Raw genomic sequence first — 18,771 nt, 5'->3', positions numbered from 1 at the left:
GCACCAACAATTAAATCTTCATTTGGAGTTTCTATTGAGTTTTAGACTGCTATCCAAATAATATGTTTGTCCTTTTTCAGTTTGAAATTGGATTTCTTTGTCTCGATATCGAAGGGAGCACTTCCCGCCTGCGTGCGAGAACACTTCCAAATGGGTCAATAGTCCATTTTGCCATTGATAGCTCAATTCGAAACCGCCCCTTGCACGAATTCCTTTAACAGCACCTGCGTACAGCGCTTTTGGTAATGCTGGAAGAATATCAATGCTGCCGAGGTGGCTCTGCAAAAGCATTTCCGCCACACCGGCTGCACCTCCAAAATTGCCATCGATTTGAAAGGGAGGATGTGCGTCGAAAAGATTAGGATAAACACCCCCTCCTGCTTCCTCCGGACTCAGCAATCGGCTGACCATTTTATAAGCGTGCTCCGCATCTTTAAAACGGGCCCAAAGGTTGATCTTCCATGCCAAACTCCACCCTGTCCCGCCATCACCTCTAAAAATCAATGATTTTTTAGCGGCATTCATTAATTTAGGACTGTCTTGCCAGTTAATTTCGCTACCCGGATACACCGCCCAAAGATGCGAAACATGCCGGTGCTTATTATCAGGATCATCTATGTCTTCCAACCACTCTTGCAACTGTCCATGTTTTCCTATTTGATTGGGAGCGATTTTTTGGCTTTTTTCCGATAACCTTTGTACAAATTCCTTATCTATATCAAGAATCACAGCAGCGGAAGCGACATTTCTAAACAATTGCCTGATTAGCTGATGATCCATGGTTGGCCCCGCCACCAAGCCTCCTTGTTCCGGAGAATTTGATGGCGTACTAATCAGCCATCCGGTTTTTGGATCGCTAACCAAAAAATGATCAAAAAACAAAGCCGAAGCTTTCATAATGGGATAAGCTTGCTCACGTAGAAAACTTTCATCTTGGGTATAAAGAAAATGCTCCCATAAATGTTGACAGAGCCATGCTCCGCCAGTTACCCATATTCCGTGATTAGGATTATTAATTGGAGCGGTTCCTCGCCATAGGTCTGTATTATGATGTAGCACCCAACCCGGTGCATCATAATACGTTTTTGCCGTCTCCTGCCCTACAACGCTAAGCTCCTTAATCATTTGAAAAAGGGGCTCTTGCAGCTCAGAAAGATTGGTATTCTCCGCTAACCAATAATTCATTTCCGCATTGATATTGGTGGTGTATTTACTTCCCCAAGGTGGTGTCAGTAAATCGTTCCATATGCCTTGCAAATTAGGCGCCAATCCACCGGATCTCGAACTGGATATCAACAAGTACCTTCCATATTGGACAAATAAGGCCAATAAATTCGGGTCACGCGATTTTACAAACTGTGCAATCCGTTGATCAGTAGGGAGCGAGTTTGAAGCTTCGTCCGCTTCAAACTTTAATGAAAATTTGGTAAAATATTGTTGATAGTCTTGTATATGTGCCAGTCGTATCACATCGTACGACTTATTTTTAACCTTGTTTAGTTGCGATTTGGCAATCTCCTCAGCATCACCCGACACGTCGTTATAGCTTTTATAATTTGTGGCCGCCGTTAGGAATAAGGTTGCTTGATTAGCACCCAATATTTTAATTTTTCCGTCTCCGACATGGAGTTCTCCTCCTTCATGCCTTACATGCAAGAATCCTACGCCTCTTAGAACTCCTTGTTTAACCTGAACCGAAATCCGAATGGTGGAATCGTCAACTTTTTCCACGTTATAAGTCTTATGGGGAGACGCTAAGGATGCATCAAAACTAATTTGCCGAGGTCGATCAGCTGTTAAGTGAATTGCTAAACACGCATCGGGTGCACTGGAGAAATAGGTTCGTTCGAAAGACACACCATTCTGTACGTAACTTGTTTTGCAAATCGCTTGTTCTACGTCAAGTGTGCGTTTGTAATTGCTAAACGGTGCCTGAGACCCAAAATCCAGCAGCAAATCACCGAATGGCTGATATGACTCCTGGTATTTTCCTACCCGAGGTGCTTCATCGTTTTGTATCCAGTATTTCCACGTATCCGTTAAATAAACTGATTCATCTGCCGTATTTTCCTTTAGAAATACGCTTAATTTCCGACTGGGATCTTTATAGCCTACCAAACCACCTTTGTCATCGTAATTGATCACCTGGATGGCAATTTGATTTTGTGCTTTTACTAAATCTTTGGGAATGGTATATAGCCTTCCTTGATTTGCATCATGAGTAGTGCCGATCAATTTACCGTTAATATAGGTAAAATCCTGATCCCGTATTTTCCCCAAGTCGACAACTAATTCCCGCCCGATCCATTCTTTCGGAACGTTAAAAGTAGTCCGGAGCCAAACGGCGCCATCAAGTCCCTGAAAACCTTCCTTTTCCCAGCCGTCTCGCGACGGGACACGCATTTCTCTCCATGTCTTATCTTCAAAATGTTCTTGTGAAGGATTTTTAGGCTGTTGCTCAATTGCTCTTACGGCCGTTAGCCAAGGTTCGGGTGGATCGGAAATAGACTTAGTTCCCATGAAATGACGCCCAGCCAGCTCTTCCGCAGCTTGCTGCTTTCCTTCAGATAATAGCTTTCTAATCTCACCGAGATAATTCTTTGCGCCGGGTTGATTATAGTTTCTGGGACCACCCGTCCATAACGAGGATTCATTAAATTGAATACGATCCGCTTGTACCCCCCCAAATACCATGGCACCCAATTTTCCGTTGCCAACGGGAAGTGCTTCCGTCCAGGTATTAGCGGGATGCTGATACCATAGTGTTAAATCCTGTCCATACAGATTTCCCCTTATGAACACAATAAAGCAAAAGACGCAAAAGAATCGATATAGTTTTATCCAGCTCATTTTTCTAGGGTGACGGCGTTTTCAGGAGCATCGCTTATATATAAAGGGTTTTGAACAAGACGTAGGTCATTCGCCTTCAAGAGTAAAGCCTCCGTCTCATTACCGCTCGCTTCGAGAAATGTCTTAATGGGTTCCATGATCAAACAATTGGCAATAAAAGCACGTTTTACATTATTGAATTTCAATGTTGCGCTCCCGCTAAAACCGGCAGCGGTCCGCAACCCATTGATCTGTAAACCGCTAACATTGGTAGCAGCAATTGCCGGTCCGGAGGAGGGATTAACGGATACATTGGAGAACACAATGCCTTTCGACGCCCGGATATCGAAACCTGTTTTTGTTTCCATCACCATATTGCTGAACGATACATTTTCAATAGGCATCTCTTCCAGTCCATTTAAATAGCCCGCCTGCTCACCTTGCGCAGTAATGTTACTCAAGTGGATATTGCTAAACCTAGGGGTTCGTTCGGAGACCGGCTCCCTATCCGTTTTGGCATACTGCATATCCAGCACAATGGCTTGCTGTTTGATGTTTTTCATGACGATATTACTTACTTGGATATCCTCAACAACACCTCCTCTTCCGCGCGCTGTTTTTATGCGGATACCACGATCCGTACCATCGAAAATACAATTCGAAATGACGATCTTTTTTACGTCACCCGACATCTCGCTGCCTATGACAACACCTCCGTGACCTGATAGCATGGTACAGTTGGTGATGGTATAATTTTCAGCGGGACGAGCTTCTTTTCTTCCTGAACGGTCTTTTCCTGACTTAATCGTAATGCAATCATCGCCAACGCTAATGTGGCAGTTGGATATATGGACATTGCTGCACGACTCCGGGTTAATACCGTCGGTGTTAGGCGATGGGGGATTATTAATGGTAACTCCATCGATCGTTACGTTATCACAAAACTCGGGATTGACCGTCCAAAATGGCGAGTTTTTGATGGTAATACCATCTATGCGCACGTTTTTACAATACATGGGTTGGATAAAGGGAGGCCTCAAAAAACCACGTTCCACCCACCCTGGTAAATCCGGATGCAGTACATTCTTATTCAACTTATGAAATTCTTTCTGCCATTTTGATTCGGGCGAGTTCTTTACATGAACTTCAGAGTAAGCCCACCATTTCTTTCCATTCCCATTAAGCGTTCCTCTTCCGGTAATGCGGATATTCTCTGCTTCATACGCGTAAATGAAAGGAGAAAAATTGGTAACCATGGTTCCCTCCCACCGGCTTGGCACCATGGGTAGGTAATGGTCGAAATTATCACTGAAGCAAAGTTCTGCACCTGCTTCAATGAAAAGGGTAATATTGCTTTTTAAGTGGATAGGACCGGTAAGATAGGTTCCCGGAGGAAAATAAATGGTGCCACCACCGGCTTGTGAGGCTTTTGCAATCGCTTCTTTAATCGCCGTAGTGGCTAATGCCGAGCTATCGTTTTTCGCGCCGAAATCCAACACATTCAACGCCAATTGTGCTTGTGCAACGAAAGAAAATAATGTACAAAAAAGTAAAAGATATAAGCTGCGCATTTTTTAATTGATTTTAGCGGTCAGTTCGCCCAGGCTTTTGCCGGAGGCAACACGTTTGCCATCTACGAACAAGATAAGTCCTTTGCCTTTGCCATATTTTTTGCCGGTTTTATCCCATAAAACGGTTAATGTTCGACCATGATAGACGAGGTTATCCAAACAGAACCAATCCCATGTATCCGGTACAAGTGGTTTAATGCTTAGGCGATTCGTACTTCCCGGCTTTAAGCCTATAAGATCATTAATCACTAAATCACAAAATCCGGAGTGGTTATAAAAAGTGCTCCGCGGATTATCTCCTTTTAACCAGTATCCGGTTTTCTCATCCTGATACTCGCCAATATATGGTTTCCCATTTTTTTGATGCGAGCGCGCATATTGATGCAGCTTTTCATAGAATAGCTTACGATCTATGCCATCTCGATTTCTATAATTCGTGAGCAAATTTGCCAGTCCTTTCAGCGTCTGGGTAGTGGCAAAAGGCCAGATGGCGCCGTCCCACTCGCAACTATGTCCGGTACCACGTGTACGAAAAGTAGGCTCTCTTCGCTCGGCGGTGGTTAAACCCCAAGGCGCCTGGAAACCTGCAGTATCGGTAAGTTGTAGCCAAGCTTTCGCAAACTCGACTTGATCGGGGGGCAAGTTAAAGTACCAGGGAATAAATCCAATGGCCTCGCGTGCGGCAAGTTGACCATCCGGATAACGTGTACGGAAAAAATCACCTTCGGAGCCCCAAAGGCTGTCAACCACCAACTTTTCAAGTATACTTGCTTTGCGATTATATTTATCAACTAAACTATCTATTTGGAACAGTTTACCCATTTTCGATAAGGCTTGCGCATTGCCAAACATATAGCTATTGATGCTTGGTCGCCTATTTTGTACTCTTCTTCCCCCACTTACGGATTCTTCCATCCCGTCTTTTACATCATACTGCCAGAATAGTCCGCTGGGCAATTGACGCTCACGTTCCCAACGTTCATAGTCTTTATCCAATAACGGTAGCCATTTCACCAATTGCTCTTTATTTTGTTGCACCAGGTATAAATTATACACAGCATCACTCAACCAGCTACTAAAGGAATGAAATTTTGAAGGTTTAAATGTTGGTTCTTTGATCAACCAGAAATCGATATATTGTCTGATATATTCTTGATTTCTTAGCCACCTTCCCTCATAGATATGATGCCCCAATGCACAACTGATCGCACCATATTTTCCCTCGTGTTTAACCGGTTCAATAAATTCCGTAAAAATGAAGCCATGGGGTGTTTCCTTTAAGTGCTTTCTAAAACTCCACCACCGATAATTATATATTTGTTGAATGGCTGAGTCAGGACATTCAAATAGGGGAATATTTTTCGCCAACCATTCAAACGATTGGCTATTGGACACGAAGTTGACGACTGCTTCACTATCAATGCTATTAAAATATGCCACGTCTCGTTTTAAAGCTTCCGTTGTCAACACGAAAGGTTTGGCTTGTCCAAAAGACGAAAAGCCCAAACCGACGCAGAATAAAAGCAATAACAGTGTATATCTATCTCTTCGTTTCAGTATCATCATTCGCATTATTTTCGTTTTGATCACGCTATGTTCAGCTCAAAGCAATATCGGTAGGGATATCGAGCTGCTTAGCTAATATCGTATAATCTTTGTATAGTTTATCGATTGCCAATTTAACTTGCGCATCGAAGTTTCCAGCTTTTCTCCGACTATACAAGGATATATTCAATCCCCTTTTTTGTAAAAAATATTTTGCAACAATAGGATATACATGATGCATAACATCCATATTGTCGGTTAGAAACTGCTGCACCGACGCCATTTGTTCTGAAAAACCAGGATCATTGCAATGCTGACATAGCCAAACAATCAACTCGGGGAAATAATTACCCTGTATACAGGATAAACCGGCAGCACCTGCTTTTAGCGATTCAACAGCATGTACCATGTAAGCGTCATATAAGCCGAAGTCATGATTTTTAACCTGAGCCAGTTTAGATTGAATTTGTTTAATATCCAAACAAGTATCTTTGTGATAGATAATCCTTCCGGAAGCAACAAAGCGCCCCAATTGATCAGGATGAAGGACACGTTTATAGGGTTCAGGGCATTCGTAAAAGCCTAATGGAATGTTCTCGGTTAATTCAAACAGTTCAAATATACGTTCCTCGAACACAGCGTCGCTTTCGTCTTCAGCAGCAATTAAACCTGTTATCAGAATGACGGCATCTACGCCTAACGAATATACCTGGCGAACAAAATCTGCTTGGACAGCAATATTCCCTTTAACAGAACTGGCTGCCACGACCGGAATGCGTTCATCTACCTGTTCTACCACCGCCCGAATAACCCGTAAGCTTTCTTCTGCGGAAAGTTCAAACATTTCACTCGACTGGCAGTTCGCGAAAAGACCCGACGCGCCAGCCGATATATAAAATTCCGTTAGCTGGCGAAGCCCGTCAAAATCTATCTCCCCATTCTCGAGATAAGGCGTAAGCATAACGGGGATAAATCCCTTTTCTTTCTGTTTCATTTCTATAGATTAGTTCTTTTTTGGCTATCCGATTTGCGACCTTAATATGAGTTCTTCAGCATTCATAACAAGATGCAAATAAATGGTTAGAACAATAGCAAAGTTATTCCCGCTTTAAAGATGTTTCTTATAATATGTTTGCTGTAAATTATAGGATATTAGCGTATGAGGCAATAAGCTGTAACCTATAGGCAATAAGCCTTAAGCCGTAGGCTATAAGCTATTCATCGTTCATCATTTATAATTCATCACTACTTAACTACTTTCCTACTCAACTTTTTAACCATTGGCTAATTATCAAGCCTTCTGAGATCAGCTATCAGCTTTCGGTCGCACTAGCCTCTCATTATCAAATTGGCTAATTAACTAATTGGCTAATTAACTAATTGGCTAATTAACGACTCCCTCCTTTCCACGAAGATAAGCAGCGAACGTCCCTACCAAATAGATCGTCAATGTGCCAACAACAATGATCATATTAGCGTGCAAGGTGCTTTTGAGATAAGGATAATCTGCCGGAATTAAATACGAGAGACTCGTCCAGATAATTACCAGTATGCCTACAATGGTTGCCAAAATCGCGTCACTGTTTCCGGCATGCTTATTTAGAATTCCCAATAAAAAGAGGCCCAACATACCTCCTGCAAATATTCCCGATAGTTGCCACCAGATGTCTAAAATGCTTTTTACACCGATCATCATAATTCCAGTCCCCATTCCTAGCAGACCAAAAACAACCGTAGCCACGTGCAATAAGCGTAAGGTTTGTTTATCATCTTGATCTTTCCTTATATACCGTTGATAAATATCTACCGAAAAAACAGTCGCCGAAGCATTCATTCCCGAACTGATCGTGCTCATGGCCGCTGATAAAATAGCCGAAACTATGAGGCCTATCAGCCCCGTCGGAATTTTAGTTACCATAAAATGGGGCATTACTTTATCCCCATAATCTGCCGGTGTTAAAGTGGCAGCCAATGCTGACAGGTCGTGGGATGACGCCGCTGCACCCAAACGTTCTGCAGCAACTTGCAATTTTATCGGTTCAATTAGCGCTGGATTAATCTCATAATAAGCAAACAAGCATGCTCCAATAATAAAAAACAACAGAGATGCCGGAAGATAGATCCAAACACACAACCAAACGGATTTACTGGCTTCACGAGGCGACGATGCCGTATGATAACGCTGTACATAATTTTGGTCCATCCCAAAGTTATTTAGGTTTATAAAAAAACCATACAGCAGTACCACCCAAAATGTCGAATTTGTAAAATCGGGAGCGAAGCTACCTAAACTAAACTTGCTATTGGTTTGGCCAATCTCCACAATCTTGGGGATTCCCCCTGGCATATTGGAAACAATCAAATAAATAATCAATACGGCTCCAAGTGTTTTAATTACGCCCTGTACCACTTCTGTCCATATAACAGCTTCTATCCCACCCATAACCGTATAGATGATAATACAAATACCCGTAACTAACATAATGGCTTCCATTGAGTAGCCCGTAAGTGCTTGCAAACTGAGCGCAATGCCAAAAAATACGGAGCCCATCCGAGCAAGTTGTGTTAGCAGAAAACAAACCACGGCATAAGTTCTTGCCCAAGGCCCAAAACGATGCTCCAAATGCGTATAGGCGGATACTTCTCCCGAGCTGCGATAGAACGGAACAAAGTACTTAACAGCAATCCAAGCAGCCAATGGCATTGACAGGCTAAACACAAAGGAGTTCCAATTACTACCGAAGGCTTTTCCAGGCACTCCCAAAAAGGTATTACTACTTAAAAAAGTTGCATATATAGATAAACCGATCGCCCAACCGGGAATTAGCCCGGCCGCTTTTGTGAACTGTTCAGCATTTTTGTTCTTTCTCGAAAACCAAACGCCAACCAATACCATAGCTAACAAATAAAAGGCGATGATTACCAAATCTATAATCGGAAGGTTTTGCATCATTGTAATTAGTTAGTACCCATCTCGTCACCACCGAAGTGACTAAGTCATAAAGGTAAGGACAAGTTACAAAAGTGAAGCTTTTTGACGTTTTGTTCTTCAACATTCTTAGCTTTTTTCTATATGAAATTATCAAGTAACGCTTTTTCTTCCGAAAACTCTAGATAATTGCAATAAAGAAAAGAACGATTATTTTATTCAACTTTTCTTGATAAAAGTTGAGCAAACCGAAGAACGTAGTGATGAGTTCATGAACACCTTTAAAAATAAACAAGCGTGAATAAATCAAGGCTATGTAGGCTACCTTGCACCTGATGGCAAAGCATTCATGGCGCGTATTGGAGCCGTTTCACTTCCTCAATCCGCTTGCATATTGCCATATGAACAGAAGTGCAAATGCTTTGCTGCTCGTTGCCTCGGTATCCTCCAAGGCCATTCTGCCCACGCACAGTGCTAAATTGAGGGCTGAAGAAATGATACGTCCGGTTAAATGCATCGATCGTTGGCCTTGGAAAATGTCGCCTAGGAAATTTGCGGTTTGCACGTTGATGCACTATCGTTTAAAGCAAAGTTCCAAGCGACGAGTCTTTGGTTACTTTCTGCGGAAGAAAGTGACAAAAATAATCGTTCTTTTAATCTTAACATTCGATTGAATATTACTATCCGAATTCCACGGAAGCAACTTCAATACCATTAAAATAGACGCATTTAGAAAGCCAAACAACTAAAATTGTGCTATTAATTTCTCAATCAGGGTGTAAAACCTTATCTTTAGGGCTTAACCTCAAAACTATTAAACTTATGGATCCGTCTTTATCTCCCATACTCATGATTGTAGGAGCTATCATCGCGCTGTTTTTGCTCCTTTATATATTACCGGTGAACTTATGGTTTACGGCACAACTTTCGGGAGTACGTATCAATCTACTGAATCTAGTACTTATGCGGCTACGCAAGGTATCACCTTCTTTAGTGGTTAATGCCATGATTACCTCAACCAAAGCAGGGTTAAATATTACTTCTAATGATATTGAGACCCATTATTTGGCTGGTGGAAATGTAAATAATGTGATAAAAGCACTAATATCTGCTGATAAAGCTAATATTCCTCTTGATTTTAAATTAGCAACAGCTATTGATCTAGCCGGTAGGGATGTATTTGACGCCGTTCAGTTGTCGGTAAATCCACGTGTAATCAATACACCTCCTGTCGCAGCAGTTGCAAAGGATGGGATACAACTGGTCGCCAAAGCTCGTGTAACGGTGCGTGCAAATATTAACCAATTGGTTGGCGGTGCAGGCGAAGAAACAATTTTAGCAAGAGTGGGCGAAGGTATTGTTACCACAATCGGTTCCGCTAATAATCACAAAGAAGTTTTGGAGAACCCTGATAGAATCTCTAAAACAGTGCTGGAAAAGGGCCTAGACAGTGGTACTGCTTTCGAAATCCTTTCCATTGACATTGCCGATATTGATATTGGAGAAAACGTTGGTGCAAAATTGCAAACCGATCAGGCGGAGGCTGATTTAAAGGTTGCTAATGCCAGAGCCGAAGAAAGAAGAGCAATGGCAGTAGCTTCCGAGCAGGAAATGCGTGCAAAAGCACAAGAGGCACGTGCGAAAGTAATCGAGGCTGAATCACAGATTCCGCTTGCCATGGCAGAGGCCTTTCGGAGCGGAAATTTAGGGGTAATGGACTATTATAAAATGCAAAATATACAAGCCGATACGGATATGCGCGAATCCATTGCTAAACCCGGTGCTGAAAACAAAGGAAAAAACAAGTAACATCCCCACTAGTATATAAACGCTTATAACATACAACGTATAACTTAAAACGTTTTCCTAACTTTGCATGTTATATGAGTAATGCAAATCGACCCATCACGGATAGCGATATACTTTACGAGGATAATCACCTGATCGCTGTTAATAAGCGTGCGGGTGATATCGTACAAGTGGATGACACAGGAGATGAACCGCTGGATGAAAAAGTAAAACAATATCTTGCCAAAAAATACAATAAGCCAAACGGCGCATTTCTCGGTGTAGTGCATCGCCTGGATCGCCCGGTAAGCGGGGTCATTTTATTTGCAAAAACGAGCAAGGCACTCGACCGAATCAATAAGATGTTCAAAAGCAGGGAGATGCATAAAACTTATTGGGCAGTAGTTCGTAACAGGCCTGCTCAAACTGCCGGAACTTTGGTTCACTGGCTTGTAAAAAATTCAGGTAAAAATGTAACGAAGGCTTATGATCATGAAGTAAAGGGAAGCCTCCGGGCGGAACTGCATTATAAGTTGATTGGTGAGCTGAATGGTTATTACTTAGTTGAGGTGAATCCGGTTACAGGCCGCCCTCATCAAATCCGCGTTCAACTAGCTTCACTAAATTGCCCAATCGTGGGTGACAATAAGTATGGATACCCTCGTGGAAGTTTAAAGAAGAGCATCTGCTTGCATGCCCGAAAGCTTGTTTTTGAACATCCCGTGAAAAAGGAAGAGGTGAAGATTTTTGCCTCTTTACCCAGAGATGGCTTTTGGGAACGTTTTGAGGTTTTTGGGGAGTAGTTGAGTAGTGATGAATTATGAATGATGAGCGATGAGTGATGAGTGATGAATTGCCTTTTTACTTCCTGCCTACCGTAGGCAGGTTTGCTTTTGAATTTTTACTTTTGAATTAGTGAACAGCGAAGTACCCGAATCGTTAAGTAGTTAATTAGTGAGTAGTTAATAGGGAGTAGTGAAGTACTATCTGTAGGGCCGGCAGGCTTTTGAATTTTTACTTTTGAATTTTTACTTTGCAAAGTATGGAACGAATTTGGATATATCAAGCGGCTAAATCTTTCTCAGAAGGGGAAGAAGCACGTATACTCAATAAATTGGAAGCTTTTACCGATCAATGGAAAGCACACAAAGAAAAACTGACAGCAAGGGTCGAAATCCGATATCATTTATTTATCATTATAAGTGTCGACTTATCGCAGGTGCTGCCAAGCGGCTGCTCAATTGATAAATCAGTTCATCTATTGAAAGAGCTGGAAAGCGAGTTAAACATCTCCTTATTTGATCGGATGCAAATCGCTTATCGCAGGGGAGACGACATTCACGTTGTACCTCGCGCCACTTTCGAGCAACTGTTGGCGACTGGACGAATTAACGAAGATACCATGGTTTTTAACAACTTAGTGGATAACGGGGAGGATTTGAAAACCAAGTGGGAAGTTCCGTTTAAAGATAGTTGGCATGCCCGTGTATTTGCTTAATCGGGAATGCTGCTGTGTCCCATATAGCGAACAATCGCATTCGCTTTTCTATTAATGTAAGAAGTGGGCCTGGCTGGCGACCAACGTCGGGGATTTGGCAGTACAGCGATGATCAAGGCGGCTTGTTTTTTTGTAAGTGATGTGGGCGCTTTGCTAAAATACGCGTGAGTGGCTGCGTGTGCACCATAAAGCCCGTCGCCGGTTTCAATCACATTGAGATAAACTTCCAAGATTCGCTTCTTACCCCACAATAATTCAATTAACATCGTGAAATAACTTTCAAAACCTTTTCGGAGCCAAGAACGACCGGGCCATAAGAAAACATTTTTTGCGGTTTGCTGGCTAATGGTACTCCCCCCTCGCATTGCCTTTCCTGCCTGGTTCTTTTTATAAGCCTCTCGTATCGCTTTGATATCAAAACCGACATGTTGCATAAAATTAGCATCTTCTCCGGCAATTGCTGCTCGTTTTAAATTGTCAGACAATTCGTCATAGCTTACCCAACGCTTTTCCAACTTCCAGTCCTTTCCATCAAATTTGCGTTCAACGCCTCGTTGTAACATGAGCAAGGTGAAAGGTGGGTTGACAAAACGAAAAATCAGCACCCAGCCACCTGTAATAATAATAAAGTACAAGGTCACATATGCTAAGAAAACCCCGAATTTTCTTTGTTGAAGAAGCGTTAGCAGTCGATCTTTAACAGGAAAGGTTTTACTATTTTTATGTTTATATGAACTTTTATTCCGAAATTGATTCTTTTTCGGTGTCCTTTTAATTGCCATTTGATAAGAGGTAGTGTTGACTTTTCGTAATTTGGCTGCAAACCTAAAAATAAATTGTGATTATCTCATAGTGTATTATTATATCCGCAAGGAAATCGTTTTTAATATGTGATGAAGGTGTTAATGTTAAAAGAACGATTATTTTAACTTCTTTCTTTCTCCGCGAAAGAAAAGAAGCAAAGAAAGCTCGCCGCTTCAAAATTTACAGGAATGGTAGTGCCTCCTAGTGCTAGCTGTAAATTTTGGAGGCGGCATTTTTTTAGAACGGAGAGTCTTTACTTTTAACCGGACGAATTAGCTCTAGCTTTGACCAAGGGGCATGTGCGTGGGAAAAACGGCCTTGGAGGATACCGAGGCAACGAGCAGCAAAGCATTTGCACTCTGTTCATATGGCAATATGCAAGCGGATTGAGGAAGTGAAACGGCTCCAATACGCGCCATGAATGCTTTGCCATCAGGTGCAAGGTAGCCTACATAGCCTTGATTTATTCACACTTGTTTATTTTTAAAGGTGTTCATGAACTCATCACTACGTTCTTCGGTTTGCTCAACTTTTATCAAGAAAAGTTGAATAAAATAATCGTTCTTTTAATATTTAACAGTACATTAACATCTTAAGACGACTGCAATTTTGCTAGCTGTTCATCGATCAACTTCAATCCTTCTCCAAAACTATGAGGCACATAATCCAGCCTTTCATACGCTTTATCTAATATAAAACCTGTTCTTTTCGGACGTCGGGCATCTTGCTTAAGCGCTTCTGACTTTTCTTTGCATATAAAGGAAGCATCCAAACGATAGTACGCAGCAACCGCCTCAACAATCTCGCAGATGCTGAACATGTCTTTTCCCGAGATATGATATATACCGGTAGCTTTTCGTTCAGCAATGGTCAGACAGGCCTTTGCTAAGTCTTCCGCTAAAGTGGGCATCCGCCATTGGTCATTTACCACACGGATCGACTGCCCATTTTCCAATGCATCTTTCGCCCATAACACGATATTACTTCGGCTCATATCCCGAAGAACGCCATATACCAAAATTGTACGAACAATAGACCAAGGGCATGTTGCTTTTTGTATCAACTCCTCCGCTGCAAGCTTATGCTTGCCGTAAGTATTCACCGGGTTAGGTACATCCTCCTCTTCATAAGGGCCTTCTTCACCATCAAACACAAAATCAGTTGATAGGTGAATCAAATGAATGTTTTTATGTTCGCAGACTGCTATTAGATGAGCCACGGCAACTACGTTAACTTCATAGCTCTTTTCGGGCTCTCTTTCGCAGGCATCCACATTGGGCATTGCCGCTGTGTTGATGATAATATCCGGACGATAAGTTTCAATAGCTTTTGCCACTTGTTCATGATGCGTAATATCTAAATCAAGATACCGATAACGAGAGCTCGTCCCAAATCTGTCCGATCCTCGCGAACTTGCTATATATTCAAACCCCGGAAACTGACCTTGTAGTAAAATATCCGTTATCTTCTGCCCCAATAAACCATTGCTTCCAGTAACCAATAATCTCTTCATGCATATATATATTTAAATGCTCCGGTAAAATTGCGATAAACGCATAAACCGCCTATTTTAAAACTACTTTTAAACTTAAGACCGAAATTGGGGCTAATTGTTTAGACCCATCAAAAATATTCTTCTCGGACGCAAACGATTCGTATGGCAAATGCAACATAAAGAACTTATTTATAAACAGTGGATTAGATTGCCAGCCCCTCAAAAAACGCATCCGGTGCTTATGAAAAGGCACATGATCAAAAGAGTCATTTTTAAGAACAAAAAATCTTTTCATTTAAGTATTTGATATTCCACTAGAAAGCGTATTTTTGCAGTCCGAAATAAAGCCCTTAAATGGCAATAAATCTGTACATTATTTAAAAAAACATAGTTTCTTATATGTCCAACACCGGAAAAATAGCGCAAATAATCGGACCAGTAGTAGACGTCAGCTTTGCAGGCGGTGCTAAATTACCGAAAATTTTCGACGCATTGGAAATCGAAAAAGCAAACGGACAACGTATTGTTTTAGAGGTTCAGCAACATTTAGGAGAAGAACGCGTACGTACGATCGCCATGGATTCTACCGACGGCCTTGTACGGGGTATGCCTGTAAAAGATACAGGAGCTCCTATAAAGATGCCAATAGGCGATGACATTAAGGGCCGTGTATTTAACGTAGTTGGAGATGCCATTGACGGTATTAAAGAACTCGATAAATCAAACGGACGTCCTATTCACAATTTACCGCCAAAATTCGAGGATCTTTCTACCGAAACCGAGGTGCTTTATACCGGTATCAAAGTAATCGATTTATTAGAGCCTTATGCTAAAGGCGGTAAAATCGGTTTGTTTGGAGGTGCAGGTGTAGGTAAAACGGTACTTATCCAAGAGTTAATCAATAACATTGCGAAAGCTTATTCCGGATTATCGGTATTTGCCGGCGTAGGTGAGCGTACCCGTGAAGGAAACGACTTATTACGTGAGATGATCGAATCGGGAATTATCAAGTATGGCGACGAGTTCCTTCATAGCATGGAAAAGGGCGACTGGAATCTAGAGCAGGTCGATACCGACGCTTTAAAAGAATCAAAGGCTACTTTCGTTTTTGGCCAGATGAACGAGCCTCCCGGTGCACGTGCGCGGGTTGCGCTTTCAGGACTTACCATTGCCGAATATTTCCGTGATGGTGACGGTGAAGGAGCGGGAAAAGACATTCTGTTCTTTATTGATAACATCTTCCGTTTTACACAAGCAGGGTCAGAAGTATCGGCACTATTAGGACGGATGCCTTCTGCCGTGGGTTACCAACCAACATTGGCAACCGAAATGGGTTTAATGCAAGAACGTATTACTTCAACAAAACGTGGTTCGATTACCTCTGTACAAGCGGTATATGTACCGGCGGATGACTTGACGGATCCAGCTCCGGCAACTACCTTTGCCCACTTGGATGCTACCACTGTTTTGTCGCGTAAAATAGCCGAGTTAGGGATCTATCCTGCAGTAGACCCACTGGATTCAACTTCTCGTATCTTGAATCCTACCATCTTAGGAGATGAACACTATAACACTGCTCAACGCGTTAAGGAAACTTTGCAACGCTATAAAGAATTGCAAGATATCATCGCCATCTTGGGTATGGACGAGTTATCAGAGGAAGACAAGTTGGTAGTAGCCCGTGCTCGTCGCGTGCAGCGTTTCTTGTCACAGCCTTTTCACGTTGCTGAACAATTTACAGGTTTAAAAGGCGTGTTAGTGGATATTAAAGATACTATAAAAGGTTTCAATATGATTATGGATGGTGAGGTTGATGAATATCCGGAAGCTGCATTTAACTTGGTAGGCAGCATTGAAGATGCCATTGCAAAAGGTAAGAGACTGTTAGAAGAAGCAAACGCATAAAATGATAGTATCGCGTGTTGAACATCCGGTTCAGTACGCATGATCTAGTATATATGGAACTTAACATTATTACACCAGACCAATCAATATTCAGCGGACAGGCCCATTCTGTAACCGTACCGGGAAGTGCAGGCTCTTTCGAAATTTTGAAAGATCACGCCCCCATTATATCTACGTTAGAGGATGGGAAAGTCATTATCCGCAACAATAAGGATATCGAAGTCATTATTATTAAAGGCGGGGTGGTTGAAGTACTCGACAATAAAATTACCGTGCTTGCTGAAGGTGTTGTAACTGAAGAAAACTAGAAAAAAAGCAAAAAAGAAAGCCCGGTAGTCAATGATTACCGGGCTTTCTTTTTTACAAGTTTTTTTCCCCATTTAGCAATTTTAGGAAGAAAATGGCGATAAATTATTATGCATACATAAATATGTACCGTATACCAAATTAGGTTTTAGTCTATTTATTGACCATTTATATAGTTAGACAGCCATAATTGACAAAATAAAATTTGGAACGAAACAATATTCATAAAACAAAATATCAAATTTAATAAATCTCCACTAGCTATTGCCTTTGTAATTATAAGCTACTATTTTGGGAAAACAATATATAGTAATAAAACCTATAGTAAAACAAGGCCCGTTGGTCTATACTATTTTGCAGATCAAATAAAGAAAAATAATATATTAAGTGCGACATGCTAACTGAACAAAAAACTGAACTAAACAAGTACAGCAAAGTGTTTACACAGGACAAAACACAACCTGCTGCCCAAGCCATGCTCTATGGCATTGGCCTTACGGACGAAGACATGAATAAAGCACAAGTCGGCATTGCAAGTATGGGCTACGACGGTAACACTTGTAACATGCATTTGAACGATTTGGCACAAGTGGTCAAAAAGGGCGTGTGGGATCACGACTTGGTAGGTTTAGTATTTAATACAATCGGTGTAAGTGATGGTATGAGCAACGGAACTGATGGGATGCGCTATTCGCTGGTAAGCCGCGATATTATTGCCGATAGTATCGAAGCGATCTGCGGAGGACAATATTACGATGGCCTCATTACTATCCCAGGCTGCGATAAAAATATGCCGGGATCTATTATGGCCATGGGAAGACTTAACCGTCCATCGATCATGGTATACGGCGGAACGATTGCCCCTGGACATTATAAGGGAGAGGATTTAAACATCGTATCGGCTTTCGAAGCACTGGGAAAGAAGATAGCAGGAACCATTAGTGAGGAAGATTTTATAGGAGTCATCAAACATACCTGTCCCGGTGCGGGCGCCTGTGGGGGAATGTATACCGCAAATACGATGGCCTCTGCCATTGAGGCTTTGGGAATGAGCCTCCCCTACTCCTCTTCTAATCCTGCTGTAAGTGAAGAAAAAAGAAAAGAGTGCCTGGAAGCGGGGAAATACATCCGCATCTTATTGGAGCGAGATATTAAACCATCCGACATCATGACCCGCAAGGCTTTTGAAAATGCCTTGCGCATCATTATTATCCTTGGGGGAAGCACCAATGCTGTATTGCATTTTATCGCAATGGGAAAAAGCGTAGGTGTTGAAATTACACAAGATGATTTTCAACGCATGAGCGATACAACACCGGTATTGGCAGATTTTAAACCAAGCGGCAAATATCTTATGCAAGATCTTCATCAACATGGCGGTATCCCGGCTGTTATGAAATACCTTTTAAACGAAGGCCTGCTCCATGGCGACTGCTTAACGGTTACCGGTAAAACCTTAGCTGAAAACCTGGAAAATGTGGAACCGATCAATTTAAAGGAACAGGCGATTGTACAAACTATCGATAATCCGATCAAACCTACCGGCCATTTACAGATTTTGTATGGCAACTTGGCAGAAAAGGGAAGTGTAGCCAAAATCTCCGGCAAAGAGGGTGAGCGCTTTGAAGGACCGGCAAGAGTGTTTGACGGTGAAAAAAATCTAATAGCCGGTTTGGCCAATGGTACCGTAAAAGCAGGCGATGTAGTGGTTATCAAAAATGAAGGCCCTAAAGGAGCTCCCGGAATGCCTGAAATGTTAAAGCCTACCTCTGCCATCATTGGTGCCGGTTTAGGGAAAAGCGTTGCCTTGATTACCGACGGTCGTTTTAGCGGTGGTACGCATGGTTTCGTAGTTGGTCATATTACACCTGAAGCCTATGATGGCGGACTGATCGGATTGGTGGAAGATAATGACATCATTGAAATCGATGCCGTCAATAATACCATCACCCTAAAGGTAGCCGATGAGATTATAGCGGAAAGAAGACGAAATTGGAAACAACCTAGCTTAAAAGTAAGCAAAGGGGTTTTATATAAATATGCAAGAACCGTTTCAAGTGCGGCAGAAGGTTGTGTTACCGATGAATAAATCGGGAAGTCT

14 protein-coding genes are annotated in these 18,771 nt (G+C 42.0%); 7 read left to right on the top strand and 7 right to left on the bottom strand.

Annotated elements, in window-relative coordinates; all coding sequences use genetic code 11:
- Positions 1-18: 18 nt before the first annotated feature.
- The 5 genes from FKG96_RS08535 to FKG96_RS08515 all read right to left on the bottom strand — a co-directional run bounded on the left by FKG96_RS08535 (position 19) and on the right by FKG96_RS08515 (position 8,898).
- Complete coding sequence (locus FKG96_RS08535; RefSeq protein WP_130856425.1) at positions 19-2,850, bottom strand: glycoside hydrolase N-terminal domain-containing protein; 2,832 nt, start codon at positions 2,848-2,850, stop codon at positions 19-21.
- Complete coding sequence (locus tag FKG96_RS08530; RefSeq protein ID WP_130856424.1) at positions 2,847-4,400, bottom strand: glycoside hydrolase family 28 protein; 1,554 nt, start codon at positions 4,398-4,400, stop codon at positions 2,847-2,849. The genes FKG96_RS08535 and FKG96_RS08530 overlap by 4 nt, the downstream gene beginning before the upstream one ends.
- 3 nt (positions 4,401-4,403) lie before the next feature.
- Entirely contained in the window at positions 4,404-5,966 is a 1,563-nt protein-coding gene (locus FKG96_RS08525; protein WP_130856423.1) for a glycosyl hydrolase family 65 protein, read from the bottom strand.
- 31 nt (positions 5,967-5,997) lie between these two features.
- Positions 5,998-6,939 carry a dihydrodipicolinate synthase family protein gene (locus FKG96_RS08520; RefSeq protein ID WP_149105326.1) on the bottom strand — a complete coding sequence of 314 codons (942 nt, stop codon included), beginning with the start codon at positions 6,937-6,939 and terminating at the stop codon, positions 5,998-6,000.
- A gap of 390 nt (positions 6,940-7,329) precedes the next feature.
- Positions 7,330-8,898 (bottom strand): sodium:solute symporter, encoded by a 1,569-nt coding sequence (locus FKG96_RS08515; RefSeq protein WP_246860253.1) that lies wholly within the window; start codon positions 8,896-8,898, stop codon positions 7,330-7,332.
- Between the two features lie 311 nt (positions 8,899-9,209).
- Between FKG96_RS08515 and FKG96_RS08510 the strand changes: the two genes are divergently transcribed.
- From FKG96_RS08510 to FKG96_RS08495, 4 genes are all read left to right on the top strand, one after another.
- A complete protein-coding gene (locus FKG96_RS08510; RefSeq protein ID WP_130856421.1) occupies positions 9,210-9,548 on the top strand; it encodes a hypothetical protein in 339 nt (112 codons plus the stop codon).
- Positions 9,549-9,696: 148 nt separating this feature from the next.
- The gene (floA, locus tag FKG96_RS08505; RefSeq protein WP_013665574.1) at positions 9,697-10,683 is read left to right on the top strand and encodes a flotillin-like protein FloA; all 987 of its coding nucleotides are present in this window, start codon (positions 9,697-9,699) and stop codon (positions 10,681-10,683) included.
- A 74-nt stretch (positions 10,684-10,757) separates the two neighbouring features.
- Entirely contained in the window at positions 10,758-11,465 is a 708-nt protein-coding gene (locus tag FKG96_RS08500) for an RluA family pseudouridine synthase (protein WP_130856420.1), read from the top strand.
- 239 nt (positions 11,466-11,704) lie between these two features.
- Positions 11,705-12,160, top strand: coding sequence for an ABC transporter ATPase (locus FKG96_RS08495; protein ID WP_149105325.1), 456 nt, complete (start codon positions 11,705-11,707; stop codon positions 12,158-12,160).
- On the opposite strand, the gene mtgA is transcribed toward FKG96_RS08495, so the two are convergent.
- Positions 12,157-12,942 (bottom strand): monofunctional biosynthetic peptidoglycan transglycosylase, encoded by a 786-nt coding sequence (gene mtgA, locus FKG96_RS08490; protein ID WP_013665571.1) that lies wholly within the window; start codon positions 12,940-12,942, stop codon positions 12,157-12,159. The two genes, FKG96_RS08495 and mtgA, sit on opposite strands and share 4 nt — an antisense overlap.
- 614 nt (positions 12,943-13,556) lie before the next feature.
- Positions 13,557-14,477: an SDR family oxidoreductase gene (locus FKG96_RS08485; RefSeq protein WP_149105324.1), complete on the bottom strand. Its 921-nt coding sequence runs from the start codon at positions 14,475-14,477 to the stop codon at positions 13,557-13,559.
- Positions 14,478-14,858: 381 nt separating this feature from the next.
- On the opposite strand from FKG96_RS08485, the gene atpD reads away from it, so the two are divergent.
- From atpD to ilvD, 3 genes are all read left to right on the top strand, one after another.
- Complete coding sequence (gene atpD, locus FKG96_RS08480; protein ID WP_013665568.1) at positions 14,859-16,364, top strand: F0F1 ATP synthase subunit beta; 1,506 nt, start codon at positions 14,859-14,861, stop codon at positions 16,362-16,364.
- A gap of 53 nt (positions 16,365-16,417) precedes the next feature.
- Positions 16,418-16,672 (top strand): ATP synthase F1 subunit epsilon, encoded by a 255-nt coding sequence (gene atpC, locus FKG96_RS08475; protein ID WP_041387300.1) that lies wholly within the window; start codon positions 16,418-16,420, stop codon positions 16,670-16,672.
- Between the two features lie 392 nt (positions 16,673-17,064).
- Positions 17,065-18,759, top strand: coding sequence for a dihydroxy-acid dehydratase (gene ilvD / locus FKG96_RS08470; protein ID WP_013665566.1), 1,695 nt, complete (start codon positions 17,065-17,067; stop codon positions 18,757-18,759).
- Positions 18,760-18,771: the final 12 nt, after the last annotated feature.

The organism is Olivibacter sp. LS-1, assembly GCF_008245145.1.
Classification (GTDB): domain Bacteria; phylum Bacteroidota; class Bacteroidia; order Sphingobacteriales; family Sphingobacteriaceae; genus Olivibacter; species Olivibacter oleidegradans.
The sequence above is the reverse complement of the archived record's forward strand: the minus strand, read 5'-3'. Positions and strand labels throughout refer to the sequence as shown.